Annotated in this window: 28 protein-coding genes and 2 tRNA genes; 1 reads left to right on the top strand and 29 read right to left on the bottom strand. The window is 43.2% G+C overall.

Features of this window, described 5'->3' with window-relative positions; genetic code table 11:
• Window positions 1-5 precede the first annotated feature (5 nt).
• The 29 genes from C6P11_RS11375 to C6P11_RS02555 form a co-directional block, all read right to left on the bottom strand.
• Window positions 6-140 (bottom strand): hypothetical protein, encoded by a 135-nt coding sequence (locus tag C6P11_RS11375; protein ID WP_280950185.1) that lies wholly within the window; start codon window positions 138-140, stop codon window positions 6-8.
• 47 nt (window positions 141-187) lie between these two features.
• Window positions 188-577 carry a phage tail tube assembly chaperone gene (locus C6P11_RS02685; protein WP_135518363.1) on the bottom strand — a complete coding sequence of 130 codons (390 nt, stop codon included), beginning with the start codon at window positions 575-577 and terminating at the stop codon, window positions 188-190.
• 96 nt (window positions 578-673) lie between these two features.
• Window positions 674-1297 carry a phage tail protein gene (locus C6P11_RS02680; RefSeq protein ID WP_245299741.1) on the bottom strand — a complete coding sequence of 208 codons (624 nt, stop codon included), beginning with the start codon at window positions 1295-1297 and terminating at the stop codon, window positions 674-676.
• Window positions 1298-1315: 18 nt separating this feature from the next.
• Complete coding sequence (locus tag C6P11_RS02675; RefSeq protein WP_135518361.1) at window positions 1316-1687, bottom strand: DUF806 family protein; 372 nt, start codon at window positions 1685-1687, stop codon at window positions 1316-1318.
• On the bottom strand, window positions 1684-2109 hold the full coding sequence (locus tag C6P11_RS02670) for an HK97-gp10 family putative phage morphogenesis protein (protein ID WP_135518359.1): 426 nt from the start codon (window positions 2107-2109) through the stop codon (window positions 1684-1686). Before C6P11_RS02670 ends, C6P11_RS02675 begins: the two co-directional genes overlap by 4 nt.
• A gap of 2 nt (window positions 2110-2111) precedes the next feature.
• Entirely contained in the window at window positions 2112-2450 is a 339-nt protein-coding gene (locus C6P11_RS02665; protein WP_135518357.1) for a phage head closure protein, read from the bottom strand.
• A complete protein-coding gene (locus C6P11_RS02660) occupies window positions 2437-2754 on the bottom strand; it encodes a head-tail connector protein (RefSeq protein ID WP_043941474.1) in 318 nt (105 codons plus the stop codon). Before C6P11_RS02660 ends, C6P11_RS02665 begins: the two co-directional genes overlap by 14 nt.
• A gap of 81 nt (window positions 2755-2835) precedes the next feature.
• Window positions 2836-3366, bottom strand: a complete 531-nt coding sequence (locus C6P11_RS02655) for an Ig-like domain-containing protein (protein WP_135518355.1) — start codon at window positions 3364-3366, stop codon at window positions 2836-2838.
• Between the two features lie 48 nt (window positions 3367-3414).
• On the bottom strand, window positions 3415-4641 hold the full coding sequence (locus tag C6P11_RS02650; protein ID WP_135518353.1) for a phage major capsid protein: 1227 nt from the start codon (window positions 4639-4641) through the stop codon (window positions 3415-3417).
• Between the two features lie 19 nt (window positions 4642-4660).
• A complete protein-coding gene (locus tag C6P11_RS02645) occupies window positions 4661-5362 on the bottom strand; it encodes a head maturation protease, ClpP-related (protein ID WP_135518351.1) in 702 nt (233 codons plus the stop codon).
• On the bottom strand, window positions 5349-6512 hold the full coding sequence (locus C6P11_RS02640; RefSeq protein ID WP_135518349.1) for a phage portal protein: 1164 nt from the start codon (window positions 6510-6512) through the stop codon (window positions 5349-5351). Before C6P11_RS02640 ends, C6P11_RS02645 begins: the two co-directional genes overlap by 14 nt.
• A 6-nt stretch (window positions 6513-6518) precedes the next feature.
• Window positions 6519-6731, bottom strand: coding sequence for a DUF1056 family protein (locus C6P11_RS02635; protein ID WP_135518347.1), 213 nt, complete (start codon window positions 6729-6731; stop codon window positions 6519-6521).
• The gene (locus tag C6P11_RS02630) at window positions 6721-8601 is read right to left on the bottom strand and encodes a terminase large subunit (protein WP_135518386.1); all 1881 of its coding nucleotides are present in this window, start codon (window positions 8599-8601) and stop codon (window positions 6721-6723) included. The genes C6P11_RS02635 and C6P11_RS02630 overlap by 11 nt, the downstream gene beginning before the upstream one ends.
• Entirely contained in the window at window positions 8591-9073 is a 483-nt protein-coding gene (locus tag C6P11_RS02625; RefSeq protein WP_135518345.1) for a phage terminase small subunit P27 family, read from the bottom strand. Before C6P11_RS02625 ends, C6P11_RS02630 begins: the two co-directional genes overlap by 11 nt.
• A 184-nt stretch (window positions 9074-9257) precedes the next feature.
• On the bottom strand, window positions 9258-9797 hold the full coding sequence (locus tag C6P11_RS02620; RefSeq protein WP_135518343.1) for an HNH endonuclease: 540 nt from the start codon (window positions 9795-9797) through the stop codon (window positions 9258-9260).
• A gap of 386 nt (window positions 9798-10183) precedes the next feature.
• A tRNA-Leu gene (locus tag C6P11_RS02615) sits at window positions 10184-10265 on the bottom strand.
• An 86-nt stretch (window positions 10266-10351) separates the two neighbouring features.
• Window positions 10352-10425: transfer RNA gene (locus tag C6P11_RS02610), tRNA-Ile, on the bottom strand.
• A 49-nt stretch (window positions 10426-10474) separates the two neighbouring features.
• Window positions 10475-10645 (bottom strand): CsbD family protein, encoded by a 171-nt coding sequence (locus C6P11_RS02605; RefSeq protein ID WP_135518341.1) that lies wholly within the window; start codon window positions 10643-10645, stop codon window positions 10475-10477.
• A gap of 97 nt (window positions 10646-10742) precedes the next feature.
• Window positions 10743-11168 (bottom strand): ArpU family phage packaging/lysis transcriptional regulator, encoded by a 426-nt coding sequence (locus tag C6P11_RS02600; RefSeq protein WP_135412031.1) that lies wholly within the window; start codon window positions 11166-11168, stop codon window positions 10743-10745.
• Between the two features lie 83 nt (window positions 11169-11251).
• Window positions 11252-11440 (bottom strand): hypothetical protein, encoded by a 189-nt coding sequence (locus tag C6P11_RS02595; RefSeq protein ID WP_135518339.1) that lies wholly within the window; start codon window positions 11438-11440, stop codon window positions 11252-11254.
• Entirely contained in the window at window positions 11433-11627 is a 195-nt protein-coding gene (locus C6P11_RS02590; protein ID WP_135518337.1) for a hypothetical protein, read from the bottom strand. The genes C6P11_RS02595 and C6P11_RS02590 overlap by 8 nt, the downstream gene beginning before the upstream one ends.
• Window positions 11627-11899 carry a hypothetical protein gene (locus tag C6P11_RS02585; RefSeq protein ID WP_135518335.1) on the bottom strand — a complete coding sequence of 91 codons (273 nt, stop codon included), beginning with the start codon at window positions 11897-11899 and terminating at the stop codon, window positions 11627-11629. Before C6P11_RS02585 ends, C6P11_RS02590 begins: the two co-directional genes overlap by 1 nt.
• Window positions 11899-12282, bottom strand: coding sequence for a hypothetical protein (locus C6P11_RS02580; protein ID WP_135518333.1), 384 nt, complete (start codon window positions 12280-12282; stop codon window positions 11899-11901). Before C6P11_RS02580 ends, C6P11_RS02585 begins: the two co-directional genes overlap by 1 nt.
• The gene (locus C6P11_RS10915; protein ID WP_167849173.1) at window positions 12282-12428 is read right to left on the bottom strand and encodes a hypothetical protein; all 147 of its coding nucleotides are present in this window, start codon (window positions 12426-12428) and stop codon (window positions 12282-12284) included. The genes C6P11_RS02580 and C6P11_RS10915 overlap by 1 nt, the downstream gene beginning before the upstream one ends.
• 49 nt (window positions 12429-12477) lie before the next feature.
• Window positions 12478-12762, bottom strand: a complete 285-nt coding sequence (locus C6P11_RS02575) for a YopX family protein (RefSeq protein ID WP_135518331.1) — start codon at window positions 12760-12762, stop codon at window positions 12478-12480.
• Entirely contained in the window at window positions 12762-12974 is a 213-nt protein-coding gene (locus tag C6P11_RS02570; protein WP_135518329.1) for a hypothetical protein, read from the bottom strand. Before C6P11_RS02570 ends, C6P11_RS02575 begins: the two co-directional genes overlap by 1 nt.
• 2 nt (window positions 12975-12976) lie before the next feature.
• Window positions 12977-13462, bottom strand: a complete 486-nt coding sequence (locus C6P11_RS02565) for a RusA family crossover junction endodeoxyribonuclease (RefSeq protein WP_167849516.1) — start codon at window positions 13460-13462, stop codon at window positions 12977-12979.
• A gap of 255 nt (window positions 13463-13717) precedes the next feature.
• The gene (locus C6P11_RS02560; protein WP_135518326.1) at window positions 13718-15136 is read right to left on the bottom strand and encodes a DUF5906 domain-containing protein; all 1419 of its coding nucleotides are present in this window, start codon (window positions 15134-15136) and stop codon (window positions 13718-13720) included.
• A 3-nt stretch (window positions 15137-15139) separates the two neighbouring features.
• Window positions 15140-16018: a hypothetical protein gene (locus tag C6P11_RS02555; protein WP_135518324.1), complete on the bottom strand. Its 879-nt coding sequence runs from the start codon at window positions 16016-16018 to the stop codon at window positions 15140-15142.
• Window positions 16019-16269: 251 nt separating this feature from the next.
• Between C6P11_RS02555 and C6P11_RS02550 the strand changes: the two genes are divergently transcribed.
• Complete coding sequence (locus C6P11_RS02550; RefSeq protein ID WP_135518322.1) at window positions 16270-16803, top strand: transposase; 534 nt, start codon at window positions 16270-16272, stop codon at window positions 16801-16803.
• Window positions 16804-16808 lie beyond the last annotated feature (5 nt).

Below are 16808 nucleotides of genomic sequence, written 5' to 3'. Positions count from 1 at the left end.
ACGCCCTAAAACAAAGCGCTTGGGTCAACTAATCGTGTCGTTTCATCTCCGACTGACAGCATATCTGTGAGTTCAAAATAGTCTTGGTCGTAAAACTCACCAGGCGTCCAATTGAACTCTTGCATTGCCTGTTTACCCATACGTTTCATGTCATCGAGCGTGTTTTGATACTCATAGATACGTTGCTCTAGTGTTCCGTTTGTACTAAACCCGCTTCTTGTTCAGCTTGTGCCAAACGAATATCTGCATCACTCATACCCATTAGCCGTTGAGTAATGTATACGGTGATTTCTGAAACTTCTGCCGGTTCAAGTTCAACCAACTTGTCTTGTAGGTTGTCATCCAATCCCAAAGTGTCCGTGATGAAATCAATTTGACTTTGCATTGAGTCCAGCATACCTTGCATAGCTAATGCGCCAGCTTCTGCCTCCGGCAAATCTTTAGTCTTATCCTGCAAATTCTTCTCAAAGTTAGCTTGATCCAATTGCATCTTCGTTGCTGCCATCATCAAACGGGTTGATGCCTTGATTTCAAATGGCTTGCGCTTCAATGCCTTAATGTATAGCTTCATAGTCATGTTTATTTACCTCTTTTTCTTTAGCTATGTATGCAAAGGCCGGACTTCAAATCTGACCTTGCGGAGGTTTGCCATTTGAAATGGCTAAACCTTTAATTACTTGGATGCAGTAGTTGCACCAGTACTAGCGGTGTAGCCACCGAATACTTCTGACATCATCGCAGCTTCAGTAAAGCCTTGGTCTGATGCCTCATACGTCTTGTGGTTTTGCTTCCATGCAGGAACATCCAAAGCCGTGTAAGTCATTTGGTCAGTAACACGTTGTTCAGTGTTTGTTGATGTTTTTAAGTCAGCAGCCGTCATCGTGAACTTACCGTTACCGAACCCAATGAACATGTCTGTTCCGTCCAAGTGGTGCGTCTTAATCAACGCAGCGACACGTGGCTTGATTTGTGATGGCAACCAGCCACCCTTACCATCAGACTTGTCCCCCAAAATCTTGTGCTTAACGTCAGTTGGCAAAGCATTAAATACAAAGGCAACTGAAGTGTTACCCTTACCTGTTGATGAATCAACAGCACCGTTATTTCCATAAATTTCAGTGATTGAACCTTCCAAGTTCGTGATGTTGGCTTGGTTAGTACCCAAAACTTCATCAGTAATCACAAAAATACCGTCGGTAGTCAAACCATCAGCACCCGTCTTAATCTTGCCCGCATCATCAAGCAAGGCGACGGTCACAAGGTCAACACCAATAGTTCCACCCTTCGTCATAGCCATTAGCTAATTCCTCTTTTCTTAAATGTTTTTCGTTCGTTCAAACTGCAACGTCTTGAATACTTGTTTCGTGTCTGGGTCGATGTCGTGTGGATCGCTGACCGCAATCGTCCAACCAGCGGACATGAATTTTTTCATCAAAAAAACTTCGACATCCTGCATAGGAACACCGAAGTTAGTCGCGTAAAATATTTGAACTTGTGCAGTTTGAGACAACGCAGAAAATGTGTTGTTGTTCCACTCATCTGGTGTCTCAATTACTTCCGTGACTAATGCCACGGTACTATCTGTTTCGGCAGCTAATTCTTGCGGAATTGAACCCGCATAGACGGCATCTATCCAGTCCAGTTTCAACTCCCGTAAGAAGTCTGCCACGTCACTTGCTAGTGTCATGATTGTGCCTCGTCAATTCGTTTCTTATAAGCAATCGCTTCAGCTGTGAGAATGTCATCAATTGATTCTTGACGCGTATTCTCAACAAAGTGATCACCCTTCATAAACTTGGTTCCGTTATTCAAGAACCTTGCAATGTATGCTTTCTCTCCAAAACCAACAGTTGAGCTTCCGTCAATCTCACCACCAAGGTTGGTGTTTTGAGACTTAACGTCATCCGCCAAGTGCAACTCTTCATCAACACCATCGCGGTAGTGCTTTTCGTGCGTTGTCTTTTCCAACTTGTCAGCGTAAACATCAGCACCAGCTTTGGTTATTTCAGCCTGTTCTTCAGGTGATAGTTGGGATGATACGGCTTCAACGTTATCCAACCAGTCGTCTAGTAATTTTCCGAAATCATCGTCGTTGTGCAAATCAGCCATAACTACTTACCCGTCTTCTTCACTTTTTGAACTGTTAAAATATCCTGCTTATTAAACCCCTGCGTTTCGTCAGGAGAGACGTTTTTAATCTCGTACCGCTCATTATCCATAACCATTATCAAACTGTTGTTAACAGCCTTGTTGTGACGAATAACAACGTCCTGTGTGTCGGTCAAACCATTAGCAATCACAGAATAGTTATTAGCCATAGTTCGACGCCTGATTTGACCCCATACAGTGAACTTTGGAACGAAAGCTTGCACAGGCCCACCCGTATTCGGGTTTGTTGTTGTCGAGATAGTACCGAAAGATAACCGCTTGTTATATTCAATCGGACTCATGTGCTTCCTCCCATTCCGCGTACTTACCTCGCAACTGACCAACAATTGAGTTGACAGTTGCGTCCATTGTTACCGCCTTGACTTCAGTCATACTGATGCGGTACGTGTATAACGTGCCAGCATAGGCATAGACAGCAGTTTCGTAACGGTCAACAACAGCAGGTTGAGCATAGAAATTGCCATCCGTTCCAATTGCATCCTTGATGTAATTTTCAGCTGCAGACAAGTAGCCATTGATAATTGCGTCATCATCAGCAAAATCAACGCGCATTAGTGTCTTGAATTGTTCAATATTGACCGTCATTTAACTCACCTGCCTATTAAGCTTTCTTTCTGCCTGCAGCAACCTTTGCCCCACCTGCATTGTAAATATCAAAATTAGTCATTATTCAGCCTCCACTGTCACTGAATCAACGCCCGTGCTCGTCTTCAGACTACTCGGCTTTGGTTCAGGTGCTGGTGCTGGTGCTGGTGCTGGTGCTGTAACGGTTACAACTACTTCTGCGTGCGCTCCACCATTGTCATTAGCATTGAAGTGCAACTTAGTTGTACCTGCCTTCAATAACTTAACCGTGTAAGTGGTGCCGTGATCGAAAGTAATCGTTGCAATTGATCCATCTTCGGTGAAAAACTTCAACGTTTGGTCAGTTGCGTCAGCAGGCGCAAAATCAGAAGTCGTAATCGTTGCGCTTTCGCCAACATTACCAGAAATTTCCGTCTTATCAACCTTGAAAGAAGCCAACTTGCGTGGCAAAGTCTTAAACTCTGGAATGTCCGCCTTTGCGTCCGAACCAGCGTATGCAATCTTCCAACCGGTATATGTCGTGTTAGGTGTTAGTCCACCAACTGTAACCGGTGATGGCTTGTTGTCAGCAACCTTTGCCCCACCTGCATTGTAAATATCAAAATTAGTCATTATTCAGCCTCCACTGTCACTGAATCTTCATTCGCCTTAGTCTTAACCTTACTTGGGCGTGCTGGTACTCGCGTCCGGTGCTGTAACAGTCTTTGCAGGTTGGTCAGCAATAGCCGTGAATGAACCAGCCACAAATGCATCGGCATCGGTTGTCTTAACATCAAAGCGATCAATAATACGTAGCTTCGTCAAGTCCTTTTCAAAGGCACCACCACCGATGTTGGTTGACAACAATGACATATTTTCACGGTCAAACAACGTTACAGCTTGCTTCAAGTCACCAAAGTACAAAGGCATTGCACCCTTGTTTGAAGGCAACCACTTGTCAGCGATTTCGATTACTTGCTTACCCTCAATCATGTAGTTTTCAGGTTGAGTAACATCACGTTGCAACAAGTAACGTCCGTCTGCGTCCTTAACCGTTGCCAAAACAGCAATACCAGACGTGTTAGTCATGAAGAATGACGTTGCACGGATAGCTGGGTCAACAGCAGTCAACGCCATCTTCTTGATGTCATCGAACGTTGCCAATGTTGGCTTAGTTGGTGCTGCGTTCATAGCAGCGATGATGGCATTGTTACGCGTAACAACAACCTTCTTCGCAATCCATGATGACAACCATGCCAAGATGTTTTCTGCCGTATCCTTCAACAACGTGTTAGTTACCGTCGTGATACCTGCGTAACGCTTAATCAAGTACTTGACGGTTGATAGCTTAGGGTCGTCGTTGTCGGCAATTACACCATCTTCTGCATCCAAGTTAGTCAATGGCGTGATGTCCGACCACTTCTCAAATACACGTGAACCGTTAGGCGTTCCAACCTTTTCAACGTTGACGTATTGCTCCAATGAATCATATTGACGCTTCAACGTGTTGATAGCCGTCTCAATGTCTTGTGGAATCGTCAAACCAATTGCGTTTCCATTTTCGTCAGTTGATGATGAAACCAAGTTGACCACCTTTGGGTCATTCTTCATCATTCCGACAAAGTCCTTAACAAACTTGTCCTTGATATTGACCTCTTCGTCGTTCAATGGCTTCTTGCCAGCCTCTGGGTCGTTCAAAACTGCATGTGCTTGGTCTTCAACGGCACGATCATAGTTGTCCTTCGCCAAGTCACGCTTAGCCTTTGCAACTTCGATGTCGTTCTTAATTGAGTTAATAGCGTCAACGTCTGCTGCGTCGTCGTTTACCAACAAAGCCGCCTTGTTTTGCAAGTCTGACAATCGTTGTCCAGCTTCAACCCAGGCGTTGTTTAATGCTTGAATATCCATATTTTTTTACCTCGTAAATTTATTTGTCTAGCAAAATAGCCAACTTGCGGGCTTTCAAATCGTCCACAGGCTGGCTATCAGTCTTGTTATTCATTTCTTTTTGCTTCTCATTAGCTATGATGTTCATCAGCTTGTTAATGGCTGACTTAGGTGGCAATGCAGCTTCCAGTGAATTAGTCACCAGTGACGCATTTTCATCTACAAACAAGATACTGTCTGCGAACCCCTGATCAACTGCATCTTGTGCATTCAGCCATGTTTCGTTAGACATCATTTGCAACAAATCAGCTTGTGACTTACCTGTCTTTAGTTGATAGGCATTCGCAATTGACTTATCAGTGTTGTTTAGCATTGCTGATGCACTGTCCATGTCATCAGAGTTGCCACCTTGGGTAGTTGATGCCTTGTGAATCATCAGTTGAGCGGTTGGAGCCATATTCACCGTGTCCCCGGCCATCGCAATTACAGATGCAGCACTAGCTGCTAGTCCTTGCACATTGACCGTGACGTTGCCTGGATATGCCTTCAACTCTGAATAGATTTCACTGGCTGCGAACACGTCCCCACCAGGCGATGAAATATTCACCACAACATCATCAACTTCACCATCGTTCAATACGTCTGCTACTGACTTAGGACTTGTGTAGTCCATGCCAAAGAAGTCGTAAAACCATGCACTATCGTTATCCATGACAGCGCCCTTGACGTTAATCGTCTTCATCTTCCTTTTCACCTCCCTTCAATACTGGCTTAGGCATAATTGCAACCGGCATATCATCAGGCAAATATCCTTGGTTTCGCGCCAGATATTCAAATTGGTTTTGGCCAAGTGCACCTTGCTTAACAATATTTGCCAACATACCAAGATAGTTATCACCCATTGGGTCAATAGCTGGTCGCACGTCTGCCGTGATGTTCGCTGAAAGCTTAGTGTTTAACTCACCAACAACGGAACTCATAAAGCGATTAAGCGCGTTTGCATACAGCCCTTTGATTTGGTCAAGTGACGATTGTTGGTCTCCTGTACCGTTCAAATAACTGTCTGGTACGCCATAAACCTCGGCAATTTGGGTCGAAGTCCAATTGACCTGTCCCAAAAGTGCTGCAACATTGCTTTTGATTTCTAACGGACTAAACTCTTCCAAATCATCAAGCACAATTGGCCCGCCATTTGAAGCGGTGTATTGACTCATGAACTGCTTTGAACGCGATGCCTTGGTTTTCCAGTCAAGCAAACCGCCACCCTTGATAGACAGCACACCGTTTGCATTAATCGACTGCTTCAACGCTTGAATTGTGAGCTTGTCGCTCTCTTTTTTTACGTTTAATTCGTTGCTTAATGCCGTGAGTGGACTGATACCAGTCAAACCACCGTTTGTACTCATCAATCGAACGTGGATAATGTCACCCTGACCAAAGAATTGCGTACCAATCATCGGTTCATCGAATGACACTTGATATAACAACCCGCTACCGTCATCAGTGATGTACGGTTGAACTTGCGAAGGCCGTAATTGTTCCCAACGTTGGTCTTGTCCGTTAGCATTGCGCCAACGATAAGCAAACGCTTCACCGTTGAACAACATTTGAGCAAAGAATGACTGCCAGAATGCATGCGGGTTAGTTCGTGGATCAGGGTTATTCAAAATACCCTGTGCACGTGTTGCATCCGCAATTAATCGTGAGCTTGCAAGGTCGCCACTGACTTGTGAAACTAGCGAGTACAAATCACTGTTATGAATTGCTTCACGCACAGACACGTAATCTGAATTACCACCAGTTAGAAAGTTGACAATGCCGTCATCTAAACTGCCACCGTCAGAACTAGCAGCGAACATGTTGCTAATCTTAGGTGGCTTGAATACTGCCATACTCCTTTACTCCTTTCTGTTAGTGTTGGTGCCATTGTCGATAAGCACGACGCCATATCCGGCAACAGCAAGTGCAATAGTCAGTGAAATCCCACCGAAAAATGCATTAATTGTTAAAAACATGGTCAAAACAAAAGCGACTAGTGCCAAGCTGAACAAAATAACGTCCAACCTAGCCCTAATCACTCGTGCCAAGCCTTTAATTTTCTTAGTAATCATCAAGTAACCCGCTTTCTGCGTTGTTGAACCAGTCCGCAACTTGCTGTGCACTCATGTGTTCAACTTGCCATGTGGCATCATTTACCATTCCAAACTCCTCAAAGTGATACATCGCTTGTGTCATGGCGTCGATAATAGCGTCCACAACGTCAATTTTTAGCGTGGCTTTTGTCTTATCAACTTGAATTCCCACACTGTCTTCACGTAGCACGGCATTCAGCAACGCCTTTTCCATTGTGATGTCGTCTAATCGGTCAACTGAATTCTCAACAAAGATACGTTGTAAGAACTTGGTGGCGTCTTTCAGCTCACCCGTACGTTGCCTAATCGGTTGCAGTGGGAACACTGAATTATTTTCTAGCATCTTCACCATGTTAGTGGCTCCCATTGCATCGTAGCCAAAGAACAACACGTCCAATTCGTTATGTTCAACGTAATCAAGCAACCAAGCATATACTTCGTCATCATTAATCATTCCTTGTTCGTGACTAGTAATAGTTGCATATCCAAGTCGTTCAGCTTCACTGTAGTTGATACCATCTTGCTTCTCTTTGGCTTCAATACTTCCAGCTTTATGCCACGGTATGAAGGAATGTTGTTCAATGTGCCATCGCCCATTGCCTTCTGGATCCACGTAAGGATAAACAAACGCAATTGACGTATTATCGGACATCATTGAGTAGTCGAAGCCAACGTAAACTTGTCGTCCTCGAATATCAAAATCTGGAATGACTGCACTCTCAACATCAGCCAAGTTCAAGAAGCTGGCAGTTGATTGTGCCAGCCACATGTTCATGTTTTTGGTTTGGAACGCTGGCAAATCACCTTGTAGCATCTTTGTGTCGCGTTCAGTTGTCAAACCCTTTAGCAAAACATCATGTTGACCTTTCAAATCAAGCAACGGGTTCGACTTCACCCAAGTTTCAGGCATAAATGTCTCATTTAGGCTGTCTTGCGCCCAAACTAGCACCAAATTGTCGTCATTTGCGCGGTTCCAGTCCTGTTCCATGATTTGCTGACCAGCCTTTTGGTCGTCATGAAATGGCACCGTTGGGTCTGGGTATGATGTCGAAATTTGAATGAATTGCTTGTTAGGCACCTTGACCTGACCAGAAGTAATCTTAGCAATCTTTTCACGGCTCTTAACTTCACCAATTTCATCAAAAACGGCTGTCTTGAAGTGGAACGAGTCATATTGTCCTGACTCATGACTAATCGCACGCATGATGTTGTTGAAGTTTTTCATGACAATCTGGTCATTTTGAACTTTCAGCCCTGATTCAGCAGCCAAGGACTTCCACGGTTCAACCGCTGTCATCTTATTAAGCGCTGTACCAATGTAACCGAACAGCTTACCAGTTTGCTTCCAGTTGATAGACGCAACAAGATAGTCTTGGTTAGACAATCCAATTGACTCAATCATGAAGTCATAGGCCATAAGAATAGCCATTAGATAAGTTTTACCTTGTCCGCGCGCAACTGACAGAATAGCCGTTGTATATCGTTTGTTGCCAAGGTGGTCACGCCACCCAACCAATTGAGTTAGCGCAAACTTTTCCCACGGCATAAGTGGCATTGGCTCACCGGTATCAACATCAGGAAATACACTCGCAAATTGAAGTATCTTGTTGGCTTCCCTGACGTTGTAATGGTAATCAAACGAATCATCTGTTTCTGAACGCACCAAGTCTTGAATATGCCGGAACGCTGCAAGCTTAATCATGTAGCCGGCCAGAACATCACCATCTAGGACACTGAATGTGTACTTTGTTCCAGCGTCCTTGTACTTGGTTCTGATGTCTGCGTAATCGCCATGTAGTTGCTGGTACCAACCTAGAACGTCGTGTGATTGAGTCATATCAACTCTCATCATCACCACCTCCATTCAATAGCGCTTGCAGTTGTTCCGTAGCACTTGGCTTGTCTTTTCCGTCGTCCAAACTCAATTGCATAAGTTCAGCACGGCTGGCAGGTGATAAACCAAGCTCACTACCTAATGATTTCAACTGCTTAATGGCATCCGAGTAAATCTGTGTACTTGGGTTGCGCTTATAGCCCGTCATATCGTTAGCAATCACATCACCGGTCACTGGGTTAACCACCGTCTTATAAACTTTGGTAACTTGACCATTCTCTTTGATATCTTCATAGGCATTTCGATAAATCTCGTATTGGCTTGCGTACATTTCAACCAAATTCTTATCCAATGGAGCCATCTTGTTTGAAGCGTTAAGTACGGGCACCATTTTTCGCCACATGGCGCTTGCAATCTTGCCTAAGTGATGTGGCGGGGTCGGCGACAAAACAGCGTCAGACTCGCTTTCATAGCTTTTTCGTGGCACCTAACATCACCTCCTTAACTGCTGGGTACCCCCCTATTAAAAATTTTTCAAAATCAAACTTTTTTACAAGAACACAGCAATGTGTGTGCTCTTCTTTTAAGACACCCAGGGGCGGGGTCATTTAATTTTCAGAACGTGTTCGAGTAATTATGCCGGACAAAACAAAAAGCGCTTAAAACGGCTCTCATTGCGTTTTAGCGCTATCCATAAAATCTGGTAAGTACTTAATGTCGGGCACTGCTGCCACGTTCTTCAATTCGTTCCCTGCTCCTGTACCGTAATACTCCTGCTCCCAACGTGTCTTGCTAGTGTGGCATGCAGCACAGATGGTTGCTAGGTTGCTTAGGTCATCGCGCTTGCTTGGATCGAACTCATAAGGAATGATGTGGTCAACTATCTTGCCTGGCGTCATCCGTCCATTCGCCTTGCAGTATTGGCACAGGTAGTTGTCACGCTCTAGCACTGCTGGTCTTAGTCCATTCGTCCACTGCTTAGTACGGTAGAACTTATCCTGTTCCCGCTTGGTATCATTGCGTACACGTTGTGTCTTGTTGTACTTGTGGTAGTAGTGTGACGTGTGCTTAACGTTCCACTGCTTCCGCTTAACCTGATACTCTGCTTCATGTTCGATGTGCATAGCGCAGTAGTGGTTTGGTTCTTCTGCTAATCTGTGGCATCTAACACCGGCTGGACTGACGTATCTGCATCGTGTCATCTTAGCCATGTACCTAACTCCTTTCTTAATTAGTAATATGTATGCACCGCGTTTTATTACCCATAATTTCAATACTAGCGTTACTTCTTAAATAATTTATCTTTATATCCCACAATATAGCCAATAAAAAAAGAAAAAAATATGAGGAAAAAATTTAATAAAACAAACATGCTAACCTCCTACAAATAATTTTTTGATGACAGAGAAAAACCGTGCACTCACATATAATGAGCCACGGTATGCTTTATTTCAACTTTGGTACTCTATCATAATAACTTGGACCGCCTGCACCTTGCATGCGGCACTTGCGAACCATATACGCACTTTTTTTCGTAAAATTTGTCAAAATAAAATAAAAAGGTAACAATCTAACTGATTGCTACCTGATGTGAATATGCCGATAGTGGGATTCGAACCCACAACCAATTAAGGGACGGATTTTAAGTCCGCTGCGTATGCCAGTTCCGCCATATCGGCTTATAAAAGCAAAGATTGATAGACATCTGTGTGAGTGTTGTAGCCATATAGGGATGAAAAGGCCTAACATCTATCAATCCATGCCATGTTCCCTACTGGTCTCGAACCAGTGACCGGACGGTTATGAGCCGTCTGCTCTAACCAACTGAGCTAAAGGAACAAAAGAATGCTTCCAAATACAGCGAGTACGCATTTGGAAGTATTAAAAATTACTTATCAAACTTTTCCTTGATGTCTTCAACTGCATCTTCTGCAGCATCCTTAACATCTCCAAAGGCATCCTTGGCCTTACCCAATAGTCCTTGGACCTTACCTTCAACTTCCTTCGCCTTACCTGCTACTTGATCCTTTGCGCCATCAATCTTGTCTTCTAAAGCCATGATCGTACCCCCTCAGGTTATCTATAATATATTACACACAAATGATATATCCACTTGGTTAAATAGTCAATCAATAAATAATTAATAAGTTGCGCAACTAATAACTGCTGCTTTCCTTAACTCGCAGATCATCAACATCGGCAAACTTATCAGCGAACAACAGAAACGCTTCGTCGATAATCTCTTGACCACGCCTAGTGCTGTAACCAGTCAGTGCTTCTACTTGTAACCATTCTAAGTGTCGGACGTATCGCAACCACATGAAGTGCCTGTGTGGCTGTGTCATAACCTTGATGGCATGGACAACGGCATCATAGTAGTACACAGCGTCAGTGTGGTTCGTGAACCTCTCATCGTTAGCATTACCAAATGATCGAGCACTTGGCATGTCTGAAATTTCAACTGACTTCAAATCAACATATCCCATATCAGCCATGTTAACGATACGTGGCCACTCACTATCAAAAAACTCTCGAACCGCTTCTCTTGTTGCCTTCTCATTCACCGCTGGTAAAAGTGCCATTCCTACGTCCTCCGAACCATGTTAAAATGAACTTACCCCCAATTCTTTTACATGGCGCTGGACTTCGGTCTGGCGCTTTTTGTTTATCCTTCTTCTACCCAATAGTAATACCCAACTAACCACTTGCTGACCATATGCTTGATGAGCCACTTGCTACTTGTGCGATATGCCTGACGCTTATTCCACGTCCGCACAATCACGCGATTGCCTTGTGGTGTATAAGCGAGTTTGAAGTAGCCTTGCTTATCTCGGAAATAGTAATACTTACGCATGATCATCTTCTTTCGAGTCGTTCATTTGATATACCTTCAGATATACATCACGCCATCCTTCTACTGCCTCTACTGCACGTTGCGCCTTACGTTCGTATTCGCGTCGCGCTTTATCAGCTTTATATGTCCAGTATGCATAAATACCAATTACAATCCACAAGATTGCCTCGCTAATCAAATGTGCCATTAATCTTCCTCACTTAATTCTTCCAGGGCTTCCTTAACACCCAACAAAGCGGTCTTAGCAATATCACTAGCCTCTTTAACGGAAGCCTCATTACGGTCCTTGTTTTGGTAATAAATCCACCAAATATCGTCAATCATTCTTGTAACTATTTCAGTTACTTCAAGCAACTTGGCGTTACTTACCTTGTCATGGTATGTATCGCCAACTGGCGATGTATTATCCACAAGCACCGTAGCCATATCTTGCCCACTTACTTCTGCTGTAATTTTCATTACTTATCCTCCAACAATTCACGGTTCTCATATATACTCTTCAAAAAGTCCGCTAACGCTTGTGTATCGTGTTCCATGCCTTCGTAATATTTCGCTACGATATGGTTATCATCAATTCCAAAAATCACAGAACCATCTTTAGCTACATTTCCAAATGTAATTTCGTTATCTGTATACCCATTGAATGCCTCGTCTAGATAATCCACACCTTTTAGAGAGAAATTAACTAATGAATGTTCAGTTGCTACATCAAGCTTAACGAGAAAGTCAGCAGGTACACGAACATATCCCACATAAAAGCCCATTGTATTGAACAAGATTGGCGTGAAAAACGGTAGCTGATCCGGATTTTCAAAAACGTCCTTCAAATTGTTCAGCGTCATTACTTCTCCTCCATCTCAATCCATGCATTAATTCCTTCGCTACGCTTACTGTTACGCAGTTGATTGGCCAGTTGCATGTTCACAACGTGTTGGTGAATATCCTTCTTCTTGCCATTGATCACTTCTTGCCACTTAACGATAATCATCTTATTTCCTCCATACGGGCTCACAGTCTTTTCACCCTTGGCTGTTTTGTTAGTGTAGTAGTTCTTCGTTTTCGTGGATATTTCCAATCACTTCAACCGTGTGTTTATCGCCTGACGCCCAGTATTCTTGCCTGAGTACACGATTAAGCGTTAGCACGATTGAATAACCGTATTCTGGATAATATTTAACATATCCAACCTTGTCATCAGGGGACAACATCACTACGTGAAACTTGATAATATCGCCTTCATAAATCTCAACGCCGTTAATATCCTTAATGCCTGTGTATTGTTCCGGCTGCCCGTGTATGTTTCTGAATTTAATTTCTCGCATTATTCAACCTCGTTTCCGTCTTCATCAATTTCGATAACCATCTGATGAGAATTAGCCCATCCTTGCGCCTCTTCTCGCGTATCGAATTTCGTCGCATCTTCTATGTCGAAAAACGTATATAAATGAGTGCCGAACGCTCTAAGATAACTATAATTGCCTGAAATATCATGTTCATTACTGCGAACAACAAACTTATGTGCCTTTTCAGTCATCCTTACATCCTCCAAATTTCAATTCGAAGCGCCCGTGTAAAATGCATCATCTTTCGGCTGCGCTTATCAACAATTTGTGCATCATCAAAGCCAAGCGCTTCCTGCATAGCGTCCAGTGTTGGCTTTTCCATGTTGTCTAAGTCTTTAGTTGATCTCGTTGTTTGCTTCACTCTCGTCTGATAAAACACCAAACTAACTGCCAATGCGTCATCCGGATTGATTTCCAACTTCGTCTTATCGTTCAACTCGTCCAGCGCTTGAACCAATTCGTCCTGATAGTCGTGATAACCCTTTGGTCGGAACTTGCGTTGTCCGTTTTGTCCCATCATGTTTCCAGATGCGAACTCATTGTCCAACTCAATCAGCGCGTCAAAGATTTTCACACTACCAACTTGGTCGCTGTTGCCTTTCAAACTGTCCAACTTGTCGTTAATCGCACCAAACTCACGCTTAAGAAAGTTTGCCAAGCTTGTAAATAATTCGTTCATAGTCATTTTTCTCTGATGTTGGGTTATGGTGTTGGGTTATGTATGGGTTAAATTAAACAGAAACCCAGTCACACCAAGGCTTAACGGACAAATTACGGGTTGTACGGTCCTATATATTCTTATATATATAACTTCTTTTTTAATTTATGGAAAATAAAATAAATAACCCTACATACCCTACATAAGGTATATATACCAAGGGTTTAACCCACCACCCAAACCCGTCATAACCCTACACAACCCTACACCGGCGATTTATCCGCCTTTCACTTCATAGACGGCGCCTTCTTTTAGACGCTTCTTGTTGGCATAATTTGCCATTTTCCTGTCAAAGGCGGTTGTGCTCATTGGATCATTGTCCTTGCTAATATCCAAACTCACGTAATACTCGACGAACTTATCATATAGCTCAGACGCTTTATATGTTCCTTGTTGCAAGTTTCCAAACCATTCGGCGAATGGGTCAGTTGCAACGATGTCGTCAACAATGTTTCCAATAATTTGCCAATCTTCCTTTTTGGCCTTCTGATACATTTCAATCGCATACGTTGCCAGAGATGGAATTTCATCTTGAAGCTTTTCTTCTGGGAACAACTCGTCACGGCGTGCTTCTTCGTCTGCATCTACAAAAGGTGCAACCGTCTTGATGATATGCAATCGACGTTTAATTGCTCCGGCATTGTTGAAAATTGGCATCTCGTTAACGTTGATAATCATCTTCGCTGTTATTTTATATTCGCTTCCATCAATACCTTTTCGTTCAACTGGTGAAAGCCCGCCACCGGTGACTGATTTGAATGTATCGTCTTCCTTAATACGTGCTCGACTGGCATCATCATCAACCATCAATGACTTATCAACGAAGCGTGCTGTTTCAAATCGTGCCTTATCACCTTGGATGTTCTTCAACTTGAACGCCCCAACTCGTTGTGAACCAAACAAAGCTTGAGTGAGCTTAGTCACGAAATATGTCTTACCAGTTCCGCCAATTGGGTCAAGCAAGAACAACGCGCCTTGCTTCCAGTTCATGTCGTTTTGAAATGCATATCCCATCCAAGCCCAAAAGAATCGTGCGTTATCTCCAAAAATATATTGTGAATACGCAATCCATGTATCCGGGATTTTGTCTGGATCAGGTGCGAAGTCGAAACCTCCGATGATGTTCATACTCTTCTCTGGTGGAAAAAATCCGTTAGTTGTAACGTTGAGTGTCCACCCTTTAAATGCAATGTACTTTGGCTTGACTGTGTCATCAAAATCTCGTGACCGCTCAATTAGATACGGCTTGATGTCACGCTGCAGTTCACGCTTCTTATTCATTGCAAGATGCAGCAAATCAGCGATTGTCATAATAGCCACATCGATCATGTTGTAGACTTGCTTGACAGCCATACGTTCCCAGTAATTGCCGTTCCAATGATATCCCCAGTCATTTTTAACTGCGTAGTCGTCGAAACTAACCAACCACTTTGAGAACGCCGTGACTGAGTTGATAGTGTACTTAATATCACCATGCTCACCGTCAGCAGTTCGATTTTTAACTGTTGAACTGAGCCAGTCCAAGCTGTCCACGAAATCAGTAGTCCCGCGTCCACCATATACATCATCAAGCGTATGTGGAATTTGAATTTGTTCGAATGCACGGACAGACCGTAATGCTAATTCACTTTCCATGATCTATCCTTTCAATAATCGTCGTGTCTTGTTAGTAATATCTTTACCTGGGTTGTCGAGTAGTTGAGCGATGTTTGAGTTGTAAAGTGCCTCAATAAGGTCATCATCTGCCACACCAGCAAATGCCTTAGCAACCCCACCGATTAGACGAGTCAAGTTGTTGTCACGTTCGCCTTTGTTAAAAGTGATATTGTGCTTGTCAACGTAACCACTGATGAAACTTGTTAGATTTTCAACTGTTGGTGCGTTGAACTCTTGCATATCATCTGAACCAATCGGGACAAAACCAGAGTCGTGATGTTCTGCCTTAACCTTGTACTTAAATCGTTCTGACAAGTCCCATGGAACGATTGTTCCTGTCTTTTGAAGTGGTAGGCCCATAAGCCTAGAAACCGTCTTAGAAGCTGTTAAATCGACACCATAGTTGAGCAGGTTAAACCCGGCCTTTGCAAAAGCGATTGTAAGCTCATCTACGGCCTTTCCAAGTAGCCTTGGGTCAATTGCTTGTGCAAGTGGAATAAATAGCCTGTGGCCGTTCTCGTGGCCGCCAATAGCTATTGCAGATGGTGTGAGCCACAGATAAACTTCCAACTTCGTCTTAGTTAGCAGAGTGTAGAAATCGTGTTGCAACTCGTCACGGTCTGGCACGTTATCCAAGTCAAACAAAATGCCTTGAATGTCAGCGATATTTTCTCGACTACGTGTTAGCCCATTCTTCAAAGTGGAAGGTGTAAAGTATTGAGCCTGTCGAGTTTTGAAGTCATCCAAATCATCAATGGGATCATGTACTTGTGGCAGTGACTCTGTGTATTCAACAACATCAAGCTCCTCTACAACGTCGTAATCGCCATAGATACCCGATACTTTGAACGCGTAACTCATTATGCGAATGGGTCAGCAGATGGTGCGTTATCAAATGGTGATGCAGCATTTGAAGGTGTGGCACCTGCATCAAAGTTATTGACCCGGATTATTCATCAAGACAAACAAAAAACCGCTGAAACAGCAAGTTAATACCGTTTCAGCGGGTTTTGCGCTTTCACCCGTTGGGTGAAAACCATAGGAGCTCTTTTTTATGATATTTTGTTAGTGGAAAACAAACCAAATACTCAAAAATTGGAGCGTCTAAAATTATGACTCAAAAAGTATTACCTAGCAACCATTTAGTTGCAGTTTCAGACAATGGGGCACCAATTACCTCGGATGGTGGCAACGTGCTGCTTAGTATTTTTCTGAATTCGCCTGTAATTTCCAGGCTCTTTAATAACGTTGAATTCAACGATAATCGCAAAAATCCACGCTATGCTAAGGTAGAATTGTTATTGCAAATGCTCATTCAAGTTATCGAAGGTTATCGCAACGACGACGTTGCAGATTACTTGACCCAAGATATCGAACATCGACTTGTTTATGCGCAAAACATGGCATCTCAACCAACTATTTCCAGATTTCTATCACATCTCACGAACGAAGACATTGATGAGCTACAAGAATTAAATCGTCGTATTGTCTCTTTAATTGATGAAAGATCAGCCAATACTGAACTGGTGCTAGATTTGGATTCAACCTACTTTGAGACCTTTGGTCATCAAGAAAAAATTGGTTTTAATTATCACTACTTGAACGTCGGTTACCATCCGCTTATCATGACCGATGCTTTAACTTGAACCGT

The organism is Weissella confusa, from assembly GCF_004766315.1.
In the GTDB taxonomy this organism is placed as follows: Bacteria; Bacillota; Bacilli; order Lactobacillales; family Lactobacillaceae; genus Weissella; species Weissella confusa_A.
The sequence above is the reverse complement of the archived record's forward strand: the minus strand, read 5'-3'. Positions and strand labels throughout refer to the sequence as shown.